Origin of the sequence: Hyphomonas sp. (assembly GCF_022844445.1) — a bacterium.
Taxonomy (GTDB): Bacteria; Pseudomonadota; Alphaproteobacteria; order Caulobacterales; family Hyphomonadaceae; genus Hyphomonas.
This window is the reverse complement of record NZ_JALHLS010000002.1, coordinates 341,521-358,291: the sequence shown is the minus strand read 5'-3', so window position 1 is coordinate 358,291 and position 16,771 is coordinate 341,521. Positions and strand designations below refer to the sequence as shown.

Here is a 16,771-nt window from a genome sequence, read left to right as displayed (position 1 = left end):
TCACCCCGGCTTTCGCCAGGATGACGCGCCGAAGGCTCAGGCGGTAACAGTCTGCTTACGGACGAAACCCAGGCCCTTGGCGACTGCGGCGCGGGAGTCTTCGTATTCACGCACAAGCTGGTCGACGAAAACCTGCGTCGGCACGCGGGCCTTGATGGCGCCGATGCCCTGCCCGCAGCCCCAGATGTCTTTCCAGGCCTTTGCTTCTGTGTTGCCGCCAGAGCCGAAGTTCATCTTCGAGGGATCGCTTTCCGGCAGGTTTTTCGGGTCAAGCCCGGCGGCGATGATCGACGGCGTGAGATAGTTGCCGTGCACGCCGGTGAAGAGGTTCGAGTAGGTGATGTCTTCGGCGCCGTATTTCACGATGGCGTCCTTGTAGCCTTCCATCGCGTTGGCTTCGTCGCAGGAGATAAAGGCAGAGCCAATATAGCCCATGTCGGCGCCCATCGCGAGCGCGGCAGCGACGGCGCCGCCGGTGGCGATTGAACCGGAGAGGGCGAGCGGGCCGTCAAAGAATTCGCGGATTTCCTGGATCAGCGCAAAAGGCGAGAGCACGCCGGCATGGCCGCCGGCACCGGTGCACACAGCGATAAGGCCATCGGCGCCCTTCTCGAGGGCCTTCTTGGCGAACCAGGTGTCGATCACGTCGTGCAGAACGATGCCGCCATAGGAGTGGATCGCGTCATTCACGTCCTTGCGGGCGCCGAGCGAGGTGATGATCACAGGCACTTTGAACTTCACGCAGGCTTCAATGTCGTGGTCGAGGCGGTTGTTCGTCTTGTGGACGATCTGGTTGACGGCGAACGGCGCGGCCGGACGGTCAGGGTTCTTAATGTTGTATTCGCCGAGTTCGGTGGTGATCCGGTCCAGCCATTCGTGCAGCACGGGCCCCGGACGCGCGTTCAGCGCCGGGAAGCTGCCGACGACGCCCGCCTTGCACTGCGCGATGACCAGGTCAGGTCCCGAAATGATAAAGAGCGGCGAGGCGATCACCGGGATGCGCAGGTTCTGAAGGACGGGCGGCAAGGCCATGAGACTACCTCTGAGTAAAAGTGAACAGTGTTTACATTCAGCGCGAATTTAGCGCTCCGCCGGAGGACGGCAACCCATTACGTAAAGGGAAGCAGTTTCAGCCGATCCGGGCGCTCGCGCCGCCATCGACAGGCAGGATGGCACCGGTGATGAAACGGGCTTCGTCGCTGGCGAGAAAAAGCGCGGCGTGAGCCGTGTCCCAGCCGGTGCCCATGAAGCGCATCGGCACGCGGGCGGCGCGTTCGGCGCGCAGCTCCTCCTCCGGAATGCCTCGCATGCGGGCGATGCCGCCGATGGCCATCGGCGTATCCATCAGACCGGGCGTGACGGCGTTGACTCGCACACCGCAGGAGGCACCGGCCACCGCGGCGCTCTGCGTGAGACGGTTCATGCCGGCTTTGGAGATTTCGTAGGCAAGCTGGTGTCCGCCTGCGATCGAGGCGAGCGAGGAGATGTTGACGATGACGCCGCGCTGGCGCGTGAGCATGCCGGGCATGACGGCTTTCGTTAGCAGCCAGGCACTTTTCAGGTTGATACGGAGTGTGCGGTCGAAGGCTTCTTCGCTGGCCTTGTGGGCGGGACCGTCGCCCGCGTCGCCGATGCCGACATTGTTCACGAGGATGTCCGGCGGGCCGAACGCGGCATCGCAGGCGGCGATGATGGTGGCGGCGCCTTCAGCGGAGGAAACGTCCGCCACGCACAGCGTTGCGGCGCCGCCTTCGGCGGTGATCGCTTCCACGGTAAGCTGGCCGCGGGCCTGATCCCGATCGACGCAGAGCACCTGCGCCCCGGCACGGGCGAAGAGGATGGCGATGGCCTTGCCGTTACCTATAGTTTCGCCAGGGGCCTGCCCGGCTCCGCTGACGATGGCGATCTTTCCGCCGAGGCGCCCGGTGACAGGCGCGCCGCTCACTTGGCGAGGTCCGGATCAAGGGTCAGGTCATCGTCGAGCTGCACACCGAAGGAATTCAGCATCATCGAGACCTGAGTGTACTGACCAACCGTCATCACAAGATCCATACGTTGCTTTTCGGTCAGCGGGGCCAGTTGCCCCCAGGTCTTGTCAGTGACGAAGGCGTCGGAGGTCAGCTCGTCGGTGGCGCGCAGGAGGGCCGCGTCGATGGCGCTCCAGCCGGGCGCGTCGGGGCCGGCCTTGATGCGGACGATCTCGTCATCGGTGAGGCCGCACTGCTTGCCGATGCGCACATGCTGCGCCCATTCGTAGCCGGACTTCCAGTTGAAGCCGGCCCGCAGGATGACGATTTCCCGCTCGCGCGGGGCGAGGCTGTTCTTGTCCGAAAGGATGTAACCGCCCCAGCGCATGAAGCCCCGGTAGGCCTCCGGGGCGCGGGCAAGCGTGCGAAAGATGTTGTAGACATTGCCGCGGCCGAACTGGGCGGCAAGCGCTTCGCGGTGATCGGCGTTCATGTCCGCGTCTGCGAGTGGGGCAATCCTTGGCGCTTTGAGCCGCATCTTCCTGTTCCTCCGGTTTTTCTGTTCGAAGGATTAAAGGCCGGTCCGGCGCTGGCAGCAAGTGCCTGCGGAATCAGGTTTGAGGTGGGCCGAAGATAGGCGTGTTGTTGCGGTCGAGCGCGGCGGCGCGGGTGCGGGCGGGATCGGCGGCGGCAAGGTCGATCGCGGTGATGGTGGCGGCGTCGGCGATGCCGGTGACCGGCAGGCCGTTTTCCTGCTGGAAGGCGACGACGGCGCGGCGGGTTCCCTGGCCGTATATACCGTCCACACCGCCAGTCGCGATGCCGAGGGTTTCGAGATCCTGTTGCAGTTCGCGCACGCGCTCACCCCGATTGCCGGCCTGCAGCGGTTTCAGCGAGGGCGTGGTCGGCGCGGGTTCCGGCGCGACGTTCTGCGGGGACTGGGTGACCGAGAGTGCGGTGTTCGTCCACAGGATCCGCAGGTCTTCGTGATTGGCGGCGGCGGGATCGTTCGGGTTGCCGCGATTTACACCGCGCGAGACTTTCACGGCGTCGTTCTGGTCGGCGTAGGCATTGAGGCCATTGGTTTTCCAGAAGGCAGCAGCCACTTCGACGGACTTGGTGAGGTCGCGCTTGATGATGTCGGGATCATTCACAAGGTCGATGCCCGCGGCGTCGCCATAGCGGGTGTAGTTGTCGCGGCCAGTCAGCTGGATGAAACCGCGGCCACGAAATTTCCAGCCATCGCCTTCCTGCGTGTTGCCGAGGTCGGCGCGGCCGCCATAGACGGTGTTGGCGATCAGCTCCGGCTTGCGGGCGTGCTGCCTGGCAAGGTCCGGATTGCGGCGGTAGTGGCGGAAGGTCTTGATCAGGCCTTCGGCGGAATAGCTGAAGCCTTCCTCGGTGTATTTCAGCCAGCCGGTTTCGACGAGGCCCTGCCCGAAGAAGTGACCGAGGCGCAGGGGCGTGTAGATGTCGTAGCGCTCGAGCGTTGGCCAGGAGTCTATGATGGCCTTGATGTAGCGGCCCTGCGTGCCGAGCTGCAGGATGTCCCAGCCGTTGCGGCCGGGCAGCAGCTTTGCGATCTTATCGAGGTCTACGTCCCCGACGCCGTTGATGGTGACGATTTTTGCCATGAGCTGCCCTCCCGCATGGCATCGTTGTGCCACGCCTTGAAGGCAGACCCTACACGGATTTAAGTCGAAAGCGTGACAATCAGGCGATGGCGCCGGAGCCGAATCAGTCGTCCTTGCCGGACTTGCCGTCGAGCAGGCCGCCGGCCAGCAAACCGGCGAGCGCGGCGATGATCAGCGTCTTGGCCGAGCCGCCGCCCATGGCAAGGCCGCTGAGCGTGCTGAGGGTGGCTTTCTGGCGGGCGTCGGCGACTTCCTTGGCGCGCGCCTCCGCAGCCTGCGCCGACCGGACGCCCAACAGGTAGACGATGGCCGCCATGCCGATGAAACCGAGCGCGACAGCGCTGAGGGCGGCCCAGGGGCTCATCCGCTCGGCCAGGAAGAACGCGAGCGCGCCCACAGCCAGCACATAGGCGGTGAACAGAAACAGCCCTGCCGCCAATGCGTAGCCGAGCCCCTTGGCGCGGCGCGATACAGCGCCGCCCACGTCAAGGCTGGCGACCGACAGGAGAGAGCTGAGCAGTGGCAGAAGGCGCATTGCGCGGAATTACTTGTTACGCAGAAGGAGCGAGGCGAGGAAGCCGACGCCGAAGGCGACAAGCAGCGTCTGGAGCGGATTCTCGCGGGCCGTCTCGACGACCTTCTTCTCGGCCGCAACAGCCTTTTCCTTGATTTCAGTAACGATGGCGCGCAACTCGCCGAGGACTTCCTCGGCGGCCTCGCCGGAGAAGATGTCGGCCAGCGCATCGGCCTTGGTCTCGGTCTTTTTGCCGAGCGTACTCAGGATTTCGTCCATTTCCTCGCGCAGCGCTTCGAGGCGTGCTTCGAGTTCACGGGTCGCCTTGTCGGCGGCGGCTTTGGCGCGTTTTGAAGCGTTGGAGGCGGAATCGGACATTAGGGTCACCTGTGGTTCGGCGGCGCGTCGAAGGACAGGATTGGCCGGAGCGCCGCGAGGCTGGGCACCGGCATACGCCGGATTGCCGCCTATAGAGTGTAAATCATGCTTCCTATTGCGTGCGCCACCTGATTCACTCAGGCGGCGAAGCATGAACGCAGCAGCCTTGAACAGGTTTCAGCCACGAACCATCCGCGTGCGCAGCATTTCCAGCCACGCCTGCTGGCGGTGGACCATCGAGATCAGATCCTCCGGGTCGCCCTGCTCGATCAGGCGGTCGAGCCAGAGACCAAGCACAGTCGCCTGGGAATCGATCCAGTCGCACAAAGGTGCACTGGCGGGCATCGGGGAGGAAACGGTGCCGGCAGGCAGATGTGGACTGGCCGGACAGGTCCGGCAGAGCCCCGTCATTTCGGAAGCCGGACCATCCGCCGGCGACGCCGGGTGGAGCGGGCTTGCATCGGCTAGACGGGACGGGCGCATGGCTTGGTCTCCAGTTTTGCGAATAATTCTCAATCGCAGAATCTGGGCAGTGCGTCAAGTGGGCAGACTCGGTGTCGCGGTGTCCCAAAGGAAACGGTTCACAAGCGCACCCGGAATGCCCTAAATCCCGCGCCATGGCAGACGACATCCTCCCCTTCAGTTCCGCATTCCCCGAAGCCACCGAAGCCGACTGGCTGCGCGAGGTCGAAAAGGCCTTGAAAGGCAAAGGGCCCGACACGCTGACCCGCAAGACGGCGGATGGCGTGGGCATCAAGGCGCTCTACCGCGAGAGCGATTTTGCCGCCGGTCACGACCCCCTCGGCATTCCCGGCGCAGCGCCCTTCCTGCGCGGGAAAACCGCAGCGCCGGACAAGTGGCTGCCCTGGGACATCCGACAATCCTTTGCCCACCCTTCTGCCGAGCAGGCCAATGCGGAAATCCTGCGCGACCTGGAGCGCGGTGTCTCGTCTATCGAGATCGCACTCGACCCGGCCGGAACAGCCGGCGTGCAGATCACAGAGGCAGCGGACTTCGACACGGCGCTGGCCGGCGTGCGCGCCGACTTTGCCGGCGTGGCGCTCGACCATGCAACCTCTCCCGGCGCACCGGCGGCCGCGCTGCTAGGCCTCTGGGCCGAGACGCAGGAAAACGCCGCCGGCCTGAAGATTGACTTCAACATGGATCCGCTGGGCGCCCTGGCGCGCACCGGCACGCTGGCAGGCGGCGTGGACGCGGCATTTGTGCGGCATGGCGCGGTAGCGAACGCGCTCGGCGCGAAGTTTGCGCTGGCAGGGCTTTTCCGCATCGATGCGCGCATGGTGCACGAGGCGGGCGGATCGGAGGCGCAGGAACTCGGCGCCCTGATCGCTTCAGCCATCGACACGCTGCGCCGGCTGGACGGGCATGCGGACACCGCGAAGATCGCGGCGAACTTCACGTTCGCGCTGTCGCTGGACGCAAATTACGGCATCGGCATTGCCAAGCTGCGTGCGGCGCGGCGTCTCTGGGCGCGCTGCCTTGACGCGCTGGGGCTGGCAGCCTCGCCGATGCGCTTGCAGGGGGTGACGTCCCTGCGGATGCTGACGAAATATGATCCGTGGACGAACATGCTGCGCGGGACGGCGGCGGCCTTTGCGGGCGCAGTCGGCGGGGCCGACATCCTCACGGTGCGCGCCTTCAATGAAGCGCTGGGCCTGCCGGAGGAACTTGGCCGCCGGATCGCGCGCAACACGCAGATCATCGCGATGGAAGAGAGCCAGCTGGGCCGGGTCGCTGATGCGACCGGCGGGGCGTGGTTTACGGAAACGCTGGCAGACGACCTCGCCAAGGCGGCGTGGGTCGAATTCCAGAAGATCGAGGGCGAAGGCGGTTTTGCGGCCTCGCTGGCCGCCGGCGCGTTCCAGGGCCGTGTGGCAGCCGTGCGCGAGACGCGGGCCAAAGACATTGCGCGGCGCAAGATCCCGGTGACGGGCGTCAGCGAGTATCCGCTGATCGAGGAAATCGGCGCGCCGGTCGCGGACGTAGAGACACCGACGCCGCGTGCTGGCTTCTCGACGGCAGGCATCCAGCATTTCGTGAAGGCGGCGATTGCGGGCGGCGCAGATGCGTCGGCCCCTGCCCTTACGCCCACCCGCCTGGCTGCGCCGTTCGAGACGCTGCGCGACGCGGCGGCAAAGGCGGATCGTCCGCCTGCGGTGTTTCTCGCCACGCTCGGGAGCCTCGCGGAGTTTACCGCGCGGGCCGATTTTGCACGCAACCTGTTTGCGGCCGGCGGGATCGTCTCGAAAGAGCCGCCCGTGCCGCCTAAGACGGTTGCAGAACTGGCCTCAGCATTCAAGGCGTCCGGTTGCCGGATCGCGGTGCTGTGCAGCACCGACAAGAATTACGAAGCCGAGGCCGCCGGGGCCGCCGACGCCCTGAAGAAAGCCGGCGCCCAGCGCGTCTGGCTCGCGGGCAGGCTGGAAGGCGCCGGCATCGACGCCAACATCTTTGCGGGCGCGGATGTGGTACATCTCCTCAAGCTTGCCCATGCCGAACTCGGAGTGGCCCAATGACCAAGTTTCCAGATTTCACGAAACTCGCTTTAGAGACCCCTGCCGTGAAGGCGGGCAAGCCGACGCTGGGCGAGGCCTGGGAAACGCCGGAAGGCATCGCGGTGAAGACTGCCTTCACCGCTGCGGACAGCGCGGGGCTGGACTTCGTGGACGACTATCCCGGCCTGACCCCATTCGGCCGGGGCCCCTACCCGACCATGTACACAAACCAGCCCTGGACGATCCGTCAGTATGCCGGCTTTTCGACGGCTGAGGATTCCAACGCCTTCTACCGGCGCAACCTCGCTGCCGGGCAGAAGGGGCTTTCGGTTGCGTTCGACCTAGCCACCCACCGGGGCTATGATTCCGATCACGTGCGCGTCTCTGGTGATGTCGGCATGGCGGGCGTGGCAATCGATTCGATCCTCGACATGCGCACGCTGTTCTCCGGCATCCCGCTGGACCAGATGTCGGTGTCGATGACGATGAACGGCGCGGTCTTGCCGATCCTGGCGCTCTACATCGTGGCCGCCGAGGAACAGGGCGTGCCGCCGGAGAAGCTGGCCGGAACGATTCAGAACGACATTCTGAAAGAGTTCATGGTGCGCAACACCTATATCTATCCGCCGAAACCCAGCATGCGGATCATTTCGGACATTTTTGCCTTCACGTCGCAGAAGATGCCGAAATTCAACTCGATCTCGATTTCCGGCTATCACATGCAGGAAGCGGGCGCGACGGCGGACCTTGAACTTGCCTACACGCTCGCCGATGGCATCGAGTACATCCGTGCTGGCGTAGCCGCCGGGCTGGACGTTGACGCGTTTGCGCCGCGCCTGTCCTTCTTCTGGGCTATCGGCATGAACACGTTCATGGAAGTCGCAAAGATGCGCGCCGCGCGCCTGATCTGGGCGAAGCTCGTGAAGGAGAATTTCAGCCCGAAGTCTGACAAATCGCTCAGCCTGCGCACACATTCACAGACCTCCGGCTGGAGCCTGACGGCGCAGGACGTCTACAACAACGTGATCCGCACCTGCCTTGAAGCCATCGCGGCGGCGGGCGGACAAACGCAGAGCCTGCACACCAACAGCTTTGACGAAGCACTCGCGCTGCCCACGGATTTCTCGGCCCGGATTGCGCGCAACACACAGATCTTGCTGCAACAGGAAGCGGGCGCCTGCCAGTCCATCGACCTGTTCGGCGGCTCATATTATGTCGAGCGCCTGACGCATGACCTGGCCGCCAAGGCGCTCAAGCACATTGCCGAAGTCGAGGCGATGGGCGGCATGGCGAAGGCCATCGAGGAAGGCCTGCCGAAGCTGCGCATCGAGGAAGCTGCCGCCAATACGCAGGCGCGCATCGACAGCGGCACGCAGACCGTGGTCGGCGTCAACAAGTTCCTTCTGGACGAGGACGAGGAAGTCCCTGTGCTGAAGGTCGACAATGCCGCCGTGCGCCGGATGCAGCTCGAGAAGCTCGCGCGCCTGAAGGCCGAACGCAACGGCGCAGAGGTCGAGGCGAAGCTGAACGCGATTGCGGCAGCCGCCGCGGGCACCAGCGGCAACCTGCTCGCGCTGGCGGTGGACGCGGCGCGTGCCAAGGCGACCGTAGGCGAGATTTCGGAAGCCGTGGAGCGCAGCCAGGGCCGCCACAGCGCGGTGATCCGCTCGATCAAGGGCGTCTATGGCGGCGGCGTGAAGGGCAATGACAAGGCCGAGTACGCCAAGAGGCTGGCCGCGAGCTTCGAGACGGCGCACGGCCGCCGGCCGAAGATCTACATCGCCAAGATGGGCCAGGACGGGCATGACCGTGGGCAGAAGGTGGTCGCCTCCGCGCTGATGGACCTTGGCTGGGAAGTCGAGATAGGCCCGCTGTTCCAGACGCCGGAAGAAGCCGCACGCGATGCGCGCAAGGCAGGTGTCGACATCGTCGCGGCTTCGTCGTTGGCCGCAGGTCACCTGACGCTGGTGCCGGAGCTGAAACGCGCCCTCGGCAACGAAGGCGCGGCGAATGCGCGGATCATCGTGGGCGGCGTGATCCCGCCGCAGGACTTCGACGCCTTGCGCACAGCCGGCGCCGCCGCCATCTTCCCACCGGGCACCGTGATTGCCGACAGCGCGATTCGCATGCTCGAATTGCTGGACGGCAAGACGGATCCGGCCCTGACGGCAGCAGAATAAGGACTCGCGCATGATCCTCTCGACCACCTCGTCCATCGAAGGACGCAGCATCACGGCCTACAAGGGCCTCGTCTGCGGAGAGGTCGTGATCGGGGCGCACCTCGGCAAGGATATCCTGGCAAGCTTCACCAACCTCGTGGGCGGGCGTTCGGAATCCTATGAGAGTACGCTGCGCGAGACTCGGGATGACGCGATCCGCGAGATGATCGAGGAAGCGGGCAAGCTGGGCGCGAATGCGATCGTCGGCATCAAGTTCGACTATGGCGTGGTCGGCCAGCAGGGCTCAATGATGATGGTCGCCGTTTCCGGCACGGCCGTCCTGGTCGCGTGAGCGCGTTTGACCAGATAGCGCCCGGCGCCGACGAAATGCTGGCCTGCGCGGAGAAGTGTTTCGCCGAGCTACCGGAGTTCATGCGCAGTGCGGCGGGTGACGTGCGCATCCTCGTGATGGACTATGCCGAGGACGCCCTGCTCGATGACATGGAGATTGACGACCCGCTGGACCTGACGGGGCTTTATGTCGGCGTACCGCTGACGATTGAAAGCGTGACGCAGCCGACGATCGAGCGGCCCCTGATCTATCTCTACCGCTTGCCGATCCTGTTCGAATGGGCGCAACGCGGCGACACCACCATCGAGGAACTTGTGACCCACGTGTTCATTCACGAACTTGGCCACCATTTCGGTTGGTCGGACGAGGAGATCGACGCGAAACTCGAAGAGGACTGATCCCTGTTTCCGGTTTCTCCAGACTGACCTATGAAGGCATGCATCATCGACGAACGCGGGAGAAGAGCACATGGCGGATACATCGGAACTGGACGGCCTGAGCCTTGCGGAACTTGTCCGGACACGGCAAATTTCACCGTCTGAGCTGCTGGAAGCGGTTTTGAGCCGGGCCGAGAAGGCACAGGCGCGGGTGAACTGTTTTGCAGCGCTCTATCCCGATCTCGCGCGCGAGCAAATTGCGAAGGGCGGACTTGAAGGGCCTTATGCGGGCGTTCCGTTTGTCACCAAGGACCTAGCGGTCGGCGCAAAGGGCGCACCCCTGACGGGAGGCAGCCGGGCTTATAGGGATGTAGTGTGCACGGACGATACAACTCTGGTGAAACGCTACCGCGAAGCCGGGCTCGTCTTCTTCGGCTCGACCACAACACCGGAATTCGGACTGACGTTGACGACCGAGTCCACGCTCTACGGTCAGACGCGCAATCCCTGGGACCGCACACGCATTGCCGGCGGCTCCTCCGGCGGCGCGGCGGCGGCGGTGGCGTCCGGTGTGCTGCCGGTGGCGCAGGCGAGCGATGGGGGCGGCTCGATCCGCATCCCGGCCGCCTGCTGCGGCGTCTTCGGCCTTAAGCCCTCACGCGGCCGCATCCCGATGGGCCCCTCGCGGACGGAAGGCTGGAATGGCCTCTCGACCGTGCATGTCGTCAGCCGGTCGGTACGGGACACAGCGGCGCTGCTGGATCTCACGCATGGACCGGAGACCGGCAGCCGCTATATCGCGACGCCGCCGGTGCGGCCTTATCTCAACGAGCTCGACCGCGACCCGAAGCAGCTCCGCATCGCGCTCTGGCGCACAGCGCCGAACGGCACGAAGCCGGACGCCGAGGCAGCGGCCGGGCTCGCAGCAACGGCGAAGCTGCTCGAAAACCTCGGGCATATCGTGGTGGAGGCGGGGCCGTTGCTGGATGGTGAAGCGCTCGGCAAGGCCGGGCTGTTCACAATCTCGGCGAATATCGCGGCGCAGTTGGACGAGTATGGCGCGGCGCGCGGCCGTCCGGTCACGGATGATGAAATCGAGCCAGTGACAGCAGGAATGGTGCGGCTAGGACGCACAGTGCCCATGATGGAACTTGCCAAGGCGAACAACGTGTTCATCACGGCCGCTATCCAGTTTGAACACTTTCTGGATGCGGGCGGGTTCGACCTGACGCTGTCTCCCACACTGCACCGGGCACCGGATCTGCTGGGCACGATGGCGCTGACGGCGGACCCGCAGAAGATGGGCGAGGCCATATTCGGCTTTGCGCCGCACTGCGCGGTGTTCAACCATATGGGCGCGCCGGCGATGTCAGTGCCGCTACACTGGACGGCGCCGACGGCGACCGCGCCGGGAGGCCTGCCGATCGGCATGATGTTCGGCGCCCGCTTCGGGCAAGAAGGCCTGCTGCTGGCCCTTGCCGGACAACTGGAACGAGCCGCGCCCTGGGCGCATCGCAAGCCGCCGCAATGGGTTGGCTGAGCGTGAACGCGCGGAGCTGGCGTACGGGCGGCTGCCATTGCGGCGCGGTGCGCTTCGAGGTCGAACTGCCGCAGGCCTTCGAAGTTGAAGACTGCAACTGTTCGATGTGCGCGATGAGCGGCAACATCCATGTGATCGTGCCTTCAAACCGGTTCCGGCTGGTACAGGGGGCTGACAATCTGGCCGAGTACACGTTCAACACGCGCCGGGCGCGGCACCTGTTCTGCAAAACTTGCGGGATCAAGTGTTTCTATGTCCCCCGGTCGAATCCGGACGGCTATGCGGTGACCTGGCGGTGCCTAGATGACTGGAACGCGCTCAATGTGACGGTCACGCCGTTTGACGGGCAGAACTGGGAAGCCAACGCAGGGCGCCTGGCCCACAAGTCGAAGGACTAGTTCGGACCGGTCTCCGGCGTCGCATCGGTGCGCTGGTCGCGGCGCTCGCGCCACTTCTCAAGTCGTTCACCGCGCTTGCCGCGCTTTTCCATGTTGCCGGACATTATCCTGGCGACCAGAGCGCGCTGCGCCGGCGAAAGCTCTGCGAGACCGTCAAACATGTGGTTGCCCACGGTCTCCCGAGCGACACGGTCCGTTTCGCGCAGCCGCATGAGCGCCGCGCGGGCGGCGGCATCATCATAGACTTCGGCCCTGAGCACGGTAGCCAGTTCGCGTTCGGCTTCGCGCCGCGCGGCCATGGCATCTCGCCCGGCTTCAAAGCTTTCGCGCATTAGCTGGCGCACGCCTTCGCGCTCTGCTTCCGTCAGCTCAATTCCTGCCCCGCCCTTGCCGCGATCGCGGCCGGGATCGTGTCCGGCTGGTCCCTTCAGGAAAATGCCCGCCAGCAAGCCGATCAGTACGAGATTTCCGAGCACGGACAATGTAAGCCAGAACGGGAAGCGGCGGACCTGCGGTTGTTGTTGTTCGCTCATCAGCCCAGTTCCTCAGCAAACGCCGCCGGATCAAATCCAAGCGCGTGTTCGAGAACGCGTTCAACTTCTTCCGTTTCGCTGGCTGCGCTGGCGGCCGGGGCCACCATCACGCCCATGAAGAGACCCGCGGCCAGCGCGGCAAAACCGCTTGCCGGCGCCCAGGGCGCAAACTTCGGAAGGCCGAAGCCGCCAGCTGCGCGGCGCGGCTTCGGCGCCGAGGCGACGAGCGCGTCGGTGAGCGTGGTGGAGGGGAGAATTTCCGGCATCCGGGCAAGCGCCGCGTCCAGAACGCGCGCTTCGGCGAGAGCGTCGGCAAAGCGCTGCGGATGCGCCGCGAGCAAGGCCCGGGCGGCGGCGCGGTCAGCTTCCGGGTAAGCTGACGGGTCCGCGCCCCAGGCCTCGATGAGTTCGATCAGACGGTCTTCTGTCATGCGCTGGTTCTCCCTTCCAGCAATTGTGCGCGCAAGGTCCGCCGCGCGCGGGCGAGAAGGCTTTCGAGGGCCTCCACACTGATTTCGAGAATCTCCGCCGCTTCGGCCTGCGAGTGTCCCTGCAAAGCGCACAGCGTCAAGGCGGCGCTCTGGCGTTCCGGCAGCGCGGTGATCGCGCCTTCGATGGCGGAGACGCGCTGGGCCTGGTCGAGCGCCTCGTGCGGGGCGAGGCGCGTGTCGGCCTGGTCCGGCAACGCGCCTGGCAGCGATTCCTTCCGCTTGCGCAGACGGTCGTAGCAAAGGTTGAGCGCGACCCGGTGCAGCCAGGTCGAAAATTTGGCACGTGGTTCCCAGCCGGGCAGCGCTTTCCAGGCGCGAAGGAAGGTTTCCTGTGTCACGTCTTCGGCCTCTGCGCGGTCTGCCAGCATGCGGGTAGCCAAACCAAGGACACCCGGGCTGTAGCGGTTGACAAGGGCACGTACCGCAGCCGGATCGCCCGCTGCGGCACGTGTGATCTGGTCGAGGTCAGACGTGAAAGCCACGCAGCAGCATCTATCCGATTCCGGGCCGGCGACCCGATAGGCAATCGCAGGGGGGATGCAATCGCCACAACATGGCTCCGGCCCGGCTCAGAGGCGCTTATTGCTCGGCCGGCTTGTCCCGCCATTTGCCGCGTTTCTCCTTCATCTTGGCTTTGGCCGCTTCCTGCTCGGCGGCCGTGATGTTGTCGTCGCCGTCAGTGTCGAGCTTGGTGAAGTGCTCAAGGCGGTGCGCGACATACTCAGCCTGGTTCCAGCGGCCGTCATTGTCGGTATCGACGGCGGCAAAGCGTTCAGCCGATTTCTCGACCATCTTTGCCATGCGCCCCTCCTTCTGGGCCTTCCAGGCTTCGGCCTTGGCCGGGTCCATGTCCGCCTTCGGCTCGCGGGCCGGCTTGCCTTCGGATTTTTCGGCCCATTTCGCCTTCATTTCGGCTCGGTGGGCTTCATGGCCGGCTTTCAGCTCTTCCTGCGTGAGAAAACCGTCCGTATTGGTGTCAATCTTGGCAAACGATTCAGCGGCAGACCGCTCGGCTTCGGGGCGGGCAATCATGCCGTCGCCATTGGTGTCCATCTGCTCGAAATGCATGCCGCCCTTGTGGCCACCGGCTTGGGCAATCATCGGGACAGCCAGCGCGAGTGTCAGCGCCGAGGCTGCGGCGAGAGTGAGTTTCTTCATTGTGAGCTCCTTGTTGATCCCAGCGCTGATGAAACGGGGAAACCTCAGGATTCCGTCGCCGGGAGGTGAAGTTTTTCTGCAGCAAGGGCGTGAACCCTTGATTTTACGGCGGTCAGGCGCTCTTCCAGGCCCTCGAAGTCGTCCTCGCCGGCTGCCCGGCACATCCGGGCTTTCAGGCCTTCGGGCATCTCGGCGTCCACCGGGTCGCTGCCGATGGCGAGGCGTTGCAGCTGCTGCATGGCCGACAGGAGGTTGAGCGCAGCTCGCAGGAAGCACCAGTCCAAGCTATCTGCCCCGTCGGCATCTGCGAGCCCGGACAGCGCCATCCCGGTATTGGGGCGCACCAGCTCCGGCCGGGCACGGAGCAACATTTCCTGCTGCGCCATGAACTCGATATCAACGAGGCCGCCCTTTGCGGTCTTGAAGTCCCAGAGTCCGTGCCCTGGCTTTTCGCGGTAGAGCGTCTGGCGCATGTCGGACACATCGGCAGGTATCTGCTTGCGCCGCGGACTGCGCGCGCGGATGGAGATGGCATCGGCGCCGATCTGGCGCACCGCGTCGCCGAGCGAGGCATCACCTGCCACGAAGCGCAGACGCGTCAGCGCCATGTGTTCCCATGTCCAGGCTTCTTCATTCTGGTAGTGGCGGAACGCCTCCAGGCTGACGGCCACCGGACCCGCCCTGCCCGAGGGGCGCAGGCGCATGTCGACCTCATAGAGATCGCCCTCGGCCGTCGGCGCAGTGAGACCGGTGATCAGGCGCTGCGTGAGGCGCGTGAACCAGTTCTGTGCGTTGTCTGAGGCAGAATCGTAGATCACGATGAGGTCGAGATCCGAGCCCGCGGTCATTTCCTCGCCGCCCAGCTTGCCCATACCGAACACGGCCCAGCGTCCCGGCACCTCACCGTAGCGCCGCGCCGTCTCCGCTTCGCCCACGGCCGCCATGTAGCGGATCGTCTCATCGGCAAGACGGGTCCAGACCAGCGCGGCCTCCTCGGGCGCGATCAGCCCGTGCAACAGGCGGTGCCCGGTGAGGAAGCCCTGCTCGCGGTGATAGCGGCGCCAATTGTCCAGCGCTGCGTCGAAGGATACGGCCGCGGAAACTTCAGGCGCCTTGGGGATAGCATTCGAGACAAGCGCTTCCAGAAGATCCGGCCGGCGCGCAAGGATGCGGGCAAGGCGCGGCGCGAGGGCAAGCGTGGCGACAAGGTCGGACAGGAGATCTGGCCGCGCGAGCAGCATGGACAGCGTCTGAACGCCGGACGAAAGCCCCTCGAAGAAGCGCGAGAACCAGTGAAAGGCCTGATCGGGTTCGCCGGTCGCACCCATCGCTTCCAGCATGCCCGGCAGGATAGAGGTCAGAAGTTCGCGTCCGCGCGCCGTGCGCGTGGCGGGCACGCGGCCACGGTGCCAGTTGCGGATCGTATCGATGGCGGCAGACGGATCAGAAAAGCCGAGACCCGCCAGTGTTTGAACCGTACCCGGATCATCATCAACGCCGGTGAAGACAAGATTGCCCAGCCCGTGGCTGCTGGCGGCACGGTCCTGCTGCGCGAACAGCGCATCATAGGCTGCCTGAACCTGGCGGCGCGTATCGAGCAGGTCGCGGTCAAAGTCTGCGAGTGCGCCGTAGCCGCAGAGATAGGCCAGGCTTTCGCGCTCTGCCGGATCGGCGGGCACCGTGTGCGTCTGCTCGTCCTGGCGCATCTGGATGCGGTGCTCGACATTTCGCAGCGCGCGGTATGCGGTCGACAGAGTCTCGGCGGTGGACTTCGCAACGATGCCTTCGGCTTCCAGCGCGGCCATCGCGCCGAGCGTGGTGTTGTCGCGCAGCGACGGCTCCCGGCCGCCGAGGATCAGCTGCTGCGTCTGGACGAAGAACTCGATCTCGCGGATTCCGCCCGGCGCAAGTTTGACATCGGGCGAGCGGATATCGAATTCGCCTGCGCCGACTTTTGTATTGATCATGCGCTTGATGGCCTGGATGTCGCCAATGGCCCAGTAGTCGAGATTACGGCGCCAGACATAGGGCTCCATCCGTCCAAGGAACTTTTCGGCTGCGCCACGGTCGCCCGCCGCTGGCCGTCCCTTGATCCAGACCATGCGCTCCCAGTTCTGCCCGACGCTCTCGTAGTAAAGTTCGGCCATTTCGGTTGAGACGGCGATGGGCGTGGAGGATGGATCCGGGCGCAGGCGCAGATCGGTGCGGAAGACATAGCCGCCTGACGTGATCTCATCCATGATCTTCACGACATCACGCACCACGCGCTGCGCGGCTTCTCCGGGATCGCGTTGGCCGCCATCGAAGCGTTCGCGGTCGTAGAAGACAGCGATGTCGATATCGCTGGAGTAATTGAGCTCGAAGGCGCCCATCTTGCCGAGCGCGATGGCGAAGATGCCCTCTGCGTTCAGGCCACGTGCGGCCAGCGCGACGCGCAGGGCGGCATCAAGGCTTTCGCCGGCAAACTCCGTGAGGCACCGCGTGACGTCCATCACGTCCCGCTGACCGGAGAGATCATCGCCCGCGAGTGACAGGTGTACCGCCAGTTTCGCGGCCCGCAACACCGTCATGGCTTCGTCCAGCGACGTGCTCGCTGGGAGTGTGCGCGCCGCCTCGAGTGCAGCCGGGAAGTTCGTTCCGACGCCCCGGTCGCGCAGCCGGCGCAGGTAAGGGGCGTGCGCTTCAGCGGCGGCGAGCGCGGCTTCGGGTATCGGGGCGATGGGGCGGATCGTGAGCATGCTAAACGCTTAGCCG

The 16,771-nt window shown here is 65.1% G+C and carries 18 protein-coding genes; 6 read left to right on the top strand and 12 right to left on the bottom strand.

The window, feature by feature from the left end:
• Positions 1–36: 36 nt before the first annotated feature.
• The 7 genes from Q0C17_RS04575 to Q0C17_RS04545 form a co-directional block, all read right to left on the bottom strand.
• A complete protein-coding gene (locus Q0C17_RS04575; protein ID WP_291202000.1) occupies positions 37–1,032 on the bottom strand; it encodes a nitronate monooxygenase family protein in 996 nt (331 codons plus the stop codon).
• Between the two features lie 97 nt (positions 1,033–1,129).
• Positions 1,130–1,945 carry an SDR family NAD(P)-dependent oxidoreductase gene (locus tag Q0C17_RS04570; RefSeq protein WP_291201997.1) on the bottom strand — a complete coding sequence of 272 codons (816 nt, stop codon included), beginning with the start codon at positions 1,943–1,945 and terminating at the stop codon, positions 1,130–1,132.
• On the bottom strand, positions 1,942–2,460 hold the full coding sequence (locus Q0C17_RS04565; protein ID WP_291201994.1) for a carboxymuconolactone decarboxylase family protein: 519 nt from the start codon (positions 2,458–2,460) through the stop codon (positions 1,942–1,944). Before Q0C17_RS04565 ends, Q0C17_RS04570 begins: the two co-directional genes overlap by 4 nt.
• Before the next feature lie 118 nt (positions 2,461–2,578).
• Positions 2,579–3,601: a peptidoglycan-binding protein gene (locus Q0C17_RS04560; RefSeq protein ID WP_291201991.1), complete on the bottom strand. Its 1,023-nt coding sequence runs from the start codon at positions 3,599–3,601 to the stop codon at positions 2,579–2,581.
• 103 nt (positions 3,602–3,704) lie between these two features.
• Complete coding sequence (locus tag Q0C17_RS04555; protein ID WP_291201988.1) at positions 3,705–4,136, bottom strand: phage holin family protein; 432 nt, start codon at positions 4,134–4,136, stop codon at positions 3,705–3,707.
• A 9-nt stretch (positions 4,137–4,145) separates the two neighbouring features.
• Positions 4,146–4,493, bottom strand: a complete 348-nt coding sequence (locus Q0C17_RS04550; protein WP_291201985.1) for a hypothetical protein — start codon at positions 4,491–4,493, stop codon at positions 4,146–4,148.
• A gap of 177 nt (positions 4,494–4,670) precedes the next feature.
• Positions 4,671–4,976 carry a hypothetical protein gene (locus Q0C17_RS04545; protein ID WP_291201982.1) on the bottom strand — a complete coding sequence of 102 codons (306 nt, stop codon included), beginning with the start codon at positions 4,974–4,976 and terminating at the stop codon, positions 4,671–4,673.
• A 134-nt stretch (positions 4,977–5,110) separates the two neighbouring features.
• Between Q0C17_RS04545 and Q0C17_RS04540 the strand changes: the two genes are divergently transcribed.
• The 6 genes from Q0C17_RS04540 to Q0C17_RS04515 all read left to right on the top strand — a co-directional run bounded on the left by Q0C17_RS04540 (position 5,111) and on the right by Q0C17_RS04515 (position 11,835).
• On the top strand, positions 5,111–7,030 hold the full coding sequence (locus Q0C17_RS04540; RefSeq protein WP_291201979.1) for a methylmalonyl-CoA mutase family protein: 1,920 nt from the start codon (positions 5,111–5,113) through the stop codon (positions 7,028–7,030).
• On the top strand, positions 7,027–9,189 hold the full coding sequence (gene scpA, locus Q0C17_RS04535; RefSeq protein WP_291201976.1) for a methylmalonyl-CoA mutase: 2,163 nt from the start codon (positions 7,027–7,029) through the stop codon (positions 9,187–9,189). Before Q0C17_RS04540 ends, scpA begins: the two co-directional genes overlap by 4 nt.
• A gap of 10 nt (positions 9,190–9,199) precedes the next feature.
• The gene (locus Q0C17_RS04530) at positions 9,200–9,520 is read left to right on the top strand and encodes a YbjQ family protein (protein ID WP_291201973.1); all 321 of its coding nucleotides are present in this window, start codon (positions 9,200–9,202) and stop codon (positions 9,518–9,520) included.
• Positions 9,517–9,918, top strand: coding sequence for a metallopeptidase family protein (locus Q0C17_RS04525; protein WP_291201970.1), 402 nt, complete (start codon positions 9,517–9,519; stop codon positions 9,916–9,918). Before Q0C17_RS04530 ends, Q0C17_RS04525 begins: the two co-directional genes overlap by 4 nt.
• 70 nt (positions 9,919–9,988) lie before the next feature.
• On the top strand, positions 9,989–11,437 hold the full coding sequence (locus tag Q0C17_RS04520; RefSeq protein ID WP_291201967.1) for an amidase: 1,449 nt from the start codon (positions 9,989–9,991) through the stop codon (positions 11,435–11,437).
• A complete protein-coding gene (locus Q0C17_RS04515; protein ID WP_291201964.1) occupies positions 11,425–11,835 on the top strand; it encodes a GFA family protein in 411 nt (136 codons plus the stop codon). Before Q0C17_RS04520 ends, Q0C17_RS04515 begins: the two co-directional genes overlap by 13 nt.
• Here the strand turns inward: Q0C17_RS04515 and Q0C17_RS04510 are convergent.
• The 5 genes from Q0C17_RS04510 to Q0C17_RS04490 form a co-directional block, all read right to left on the bottom strand.
• Complete coding sequence (locus Q0C17_RS04510; protein WP_291201961.1) at positions 11,832–12,368, bottom strand: periplasmic heavy metal sensor; 537 nt, start codon at positions 12,366–12,368, stop codon at positions 11,832–11,834. The genes Q0C17_RS04515 and Q0C17_RS04510 overlap by 4 nt on opposite strands.
• Entirely contained in the window at positions 12,368–12,799 is a 432-nt protein-coding gene (locus Q0C17_RS04505) for a hypothetical protein (protein WP_291201959.1), read from the bottom strand. The genes Q0C17_RS04510 and Q0C17_RS04505 overlap by 1 nt, the downstream gene beginning before the upstream one ends.
• Positions 12,796–13,341 carry an RNA polymerase sigma factor gene (locus Q0C17_RS04500; RefSeq protein ID WP_291201956.1) on the bottom strand — a complete coding sequence of 182 codons (546 nt, stop codon included), beginning with the start codon at positions 13,339–13,341 and terminating at the stop codon, positions 12,796–12,798. Before Q0C17_RS04500 ends, Q0C17_RS04505 begins: the two co-directional genes overlap by 4 nt.
• Before the next feature lie 97 nt (positions 13,342–13,438).
• Positions 13,439–14,017, bottom strand: coding sequence for a hypothetical protein (locus Q0C17_RS04495; protein ID WP_291201953.1), 579 nt, complete (start codon positions 14,015–14,017; stop codon positions 13,439–13,441).
• 44 nt (positions 14,018–14,061) lie between these two features.
• On the bottom strand, positions 14,062–16,755 hold the full coding sequence (locus Q0C17_RS04490) for a bifunctional [glutamine synthetase] adenylyltransferase/[glutamine synthetase]-adenylyl-L-tyrosine phosphorylase (protein WP_291201951.1): 2,694 nt from the start codon (positions 16,753–16,755) through the stop codon (positions 14,062–14,064).
• Between the last annotated feature and the right edge of the window lie 16 nt (positions 16,756–16,771).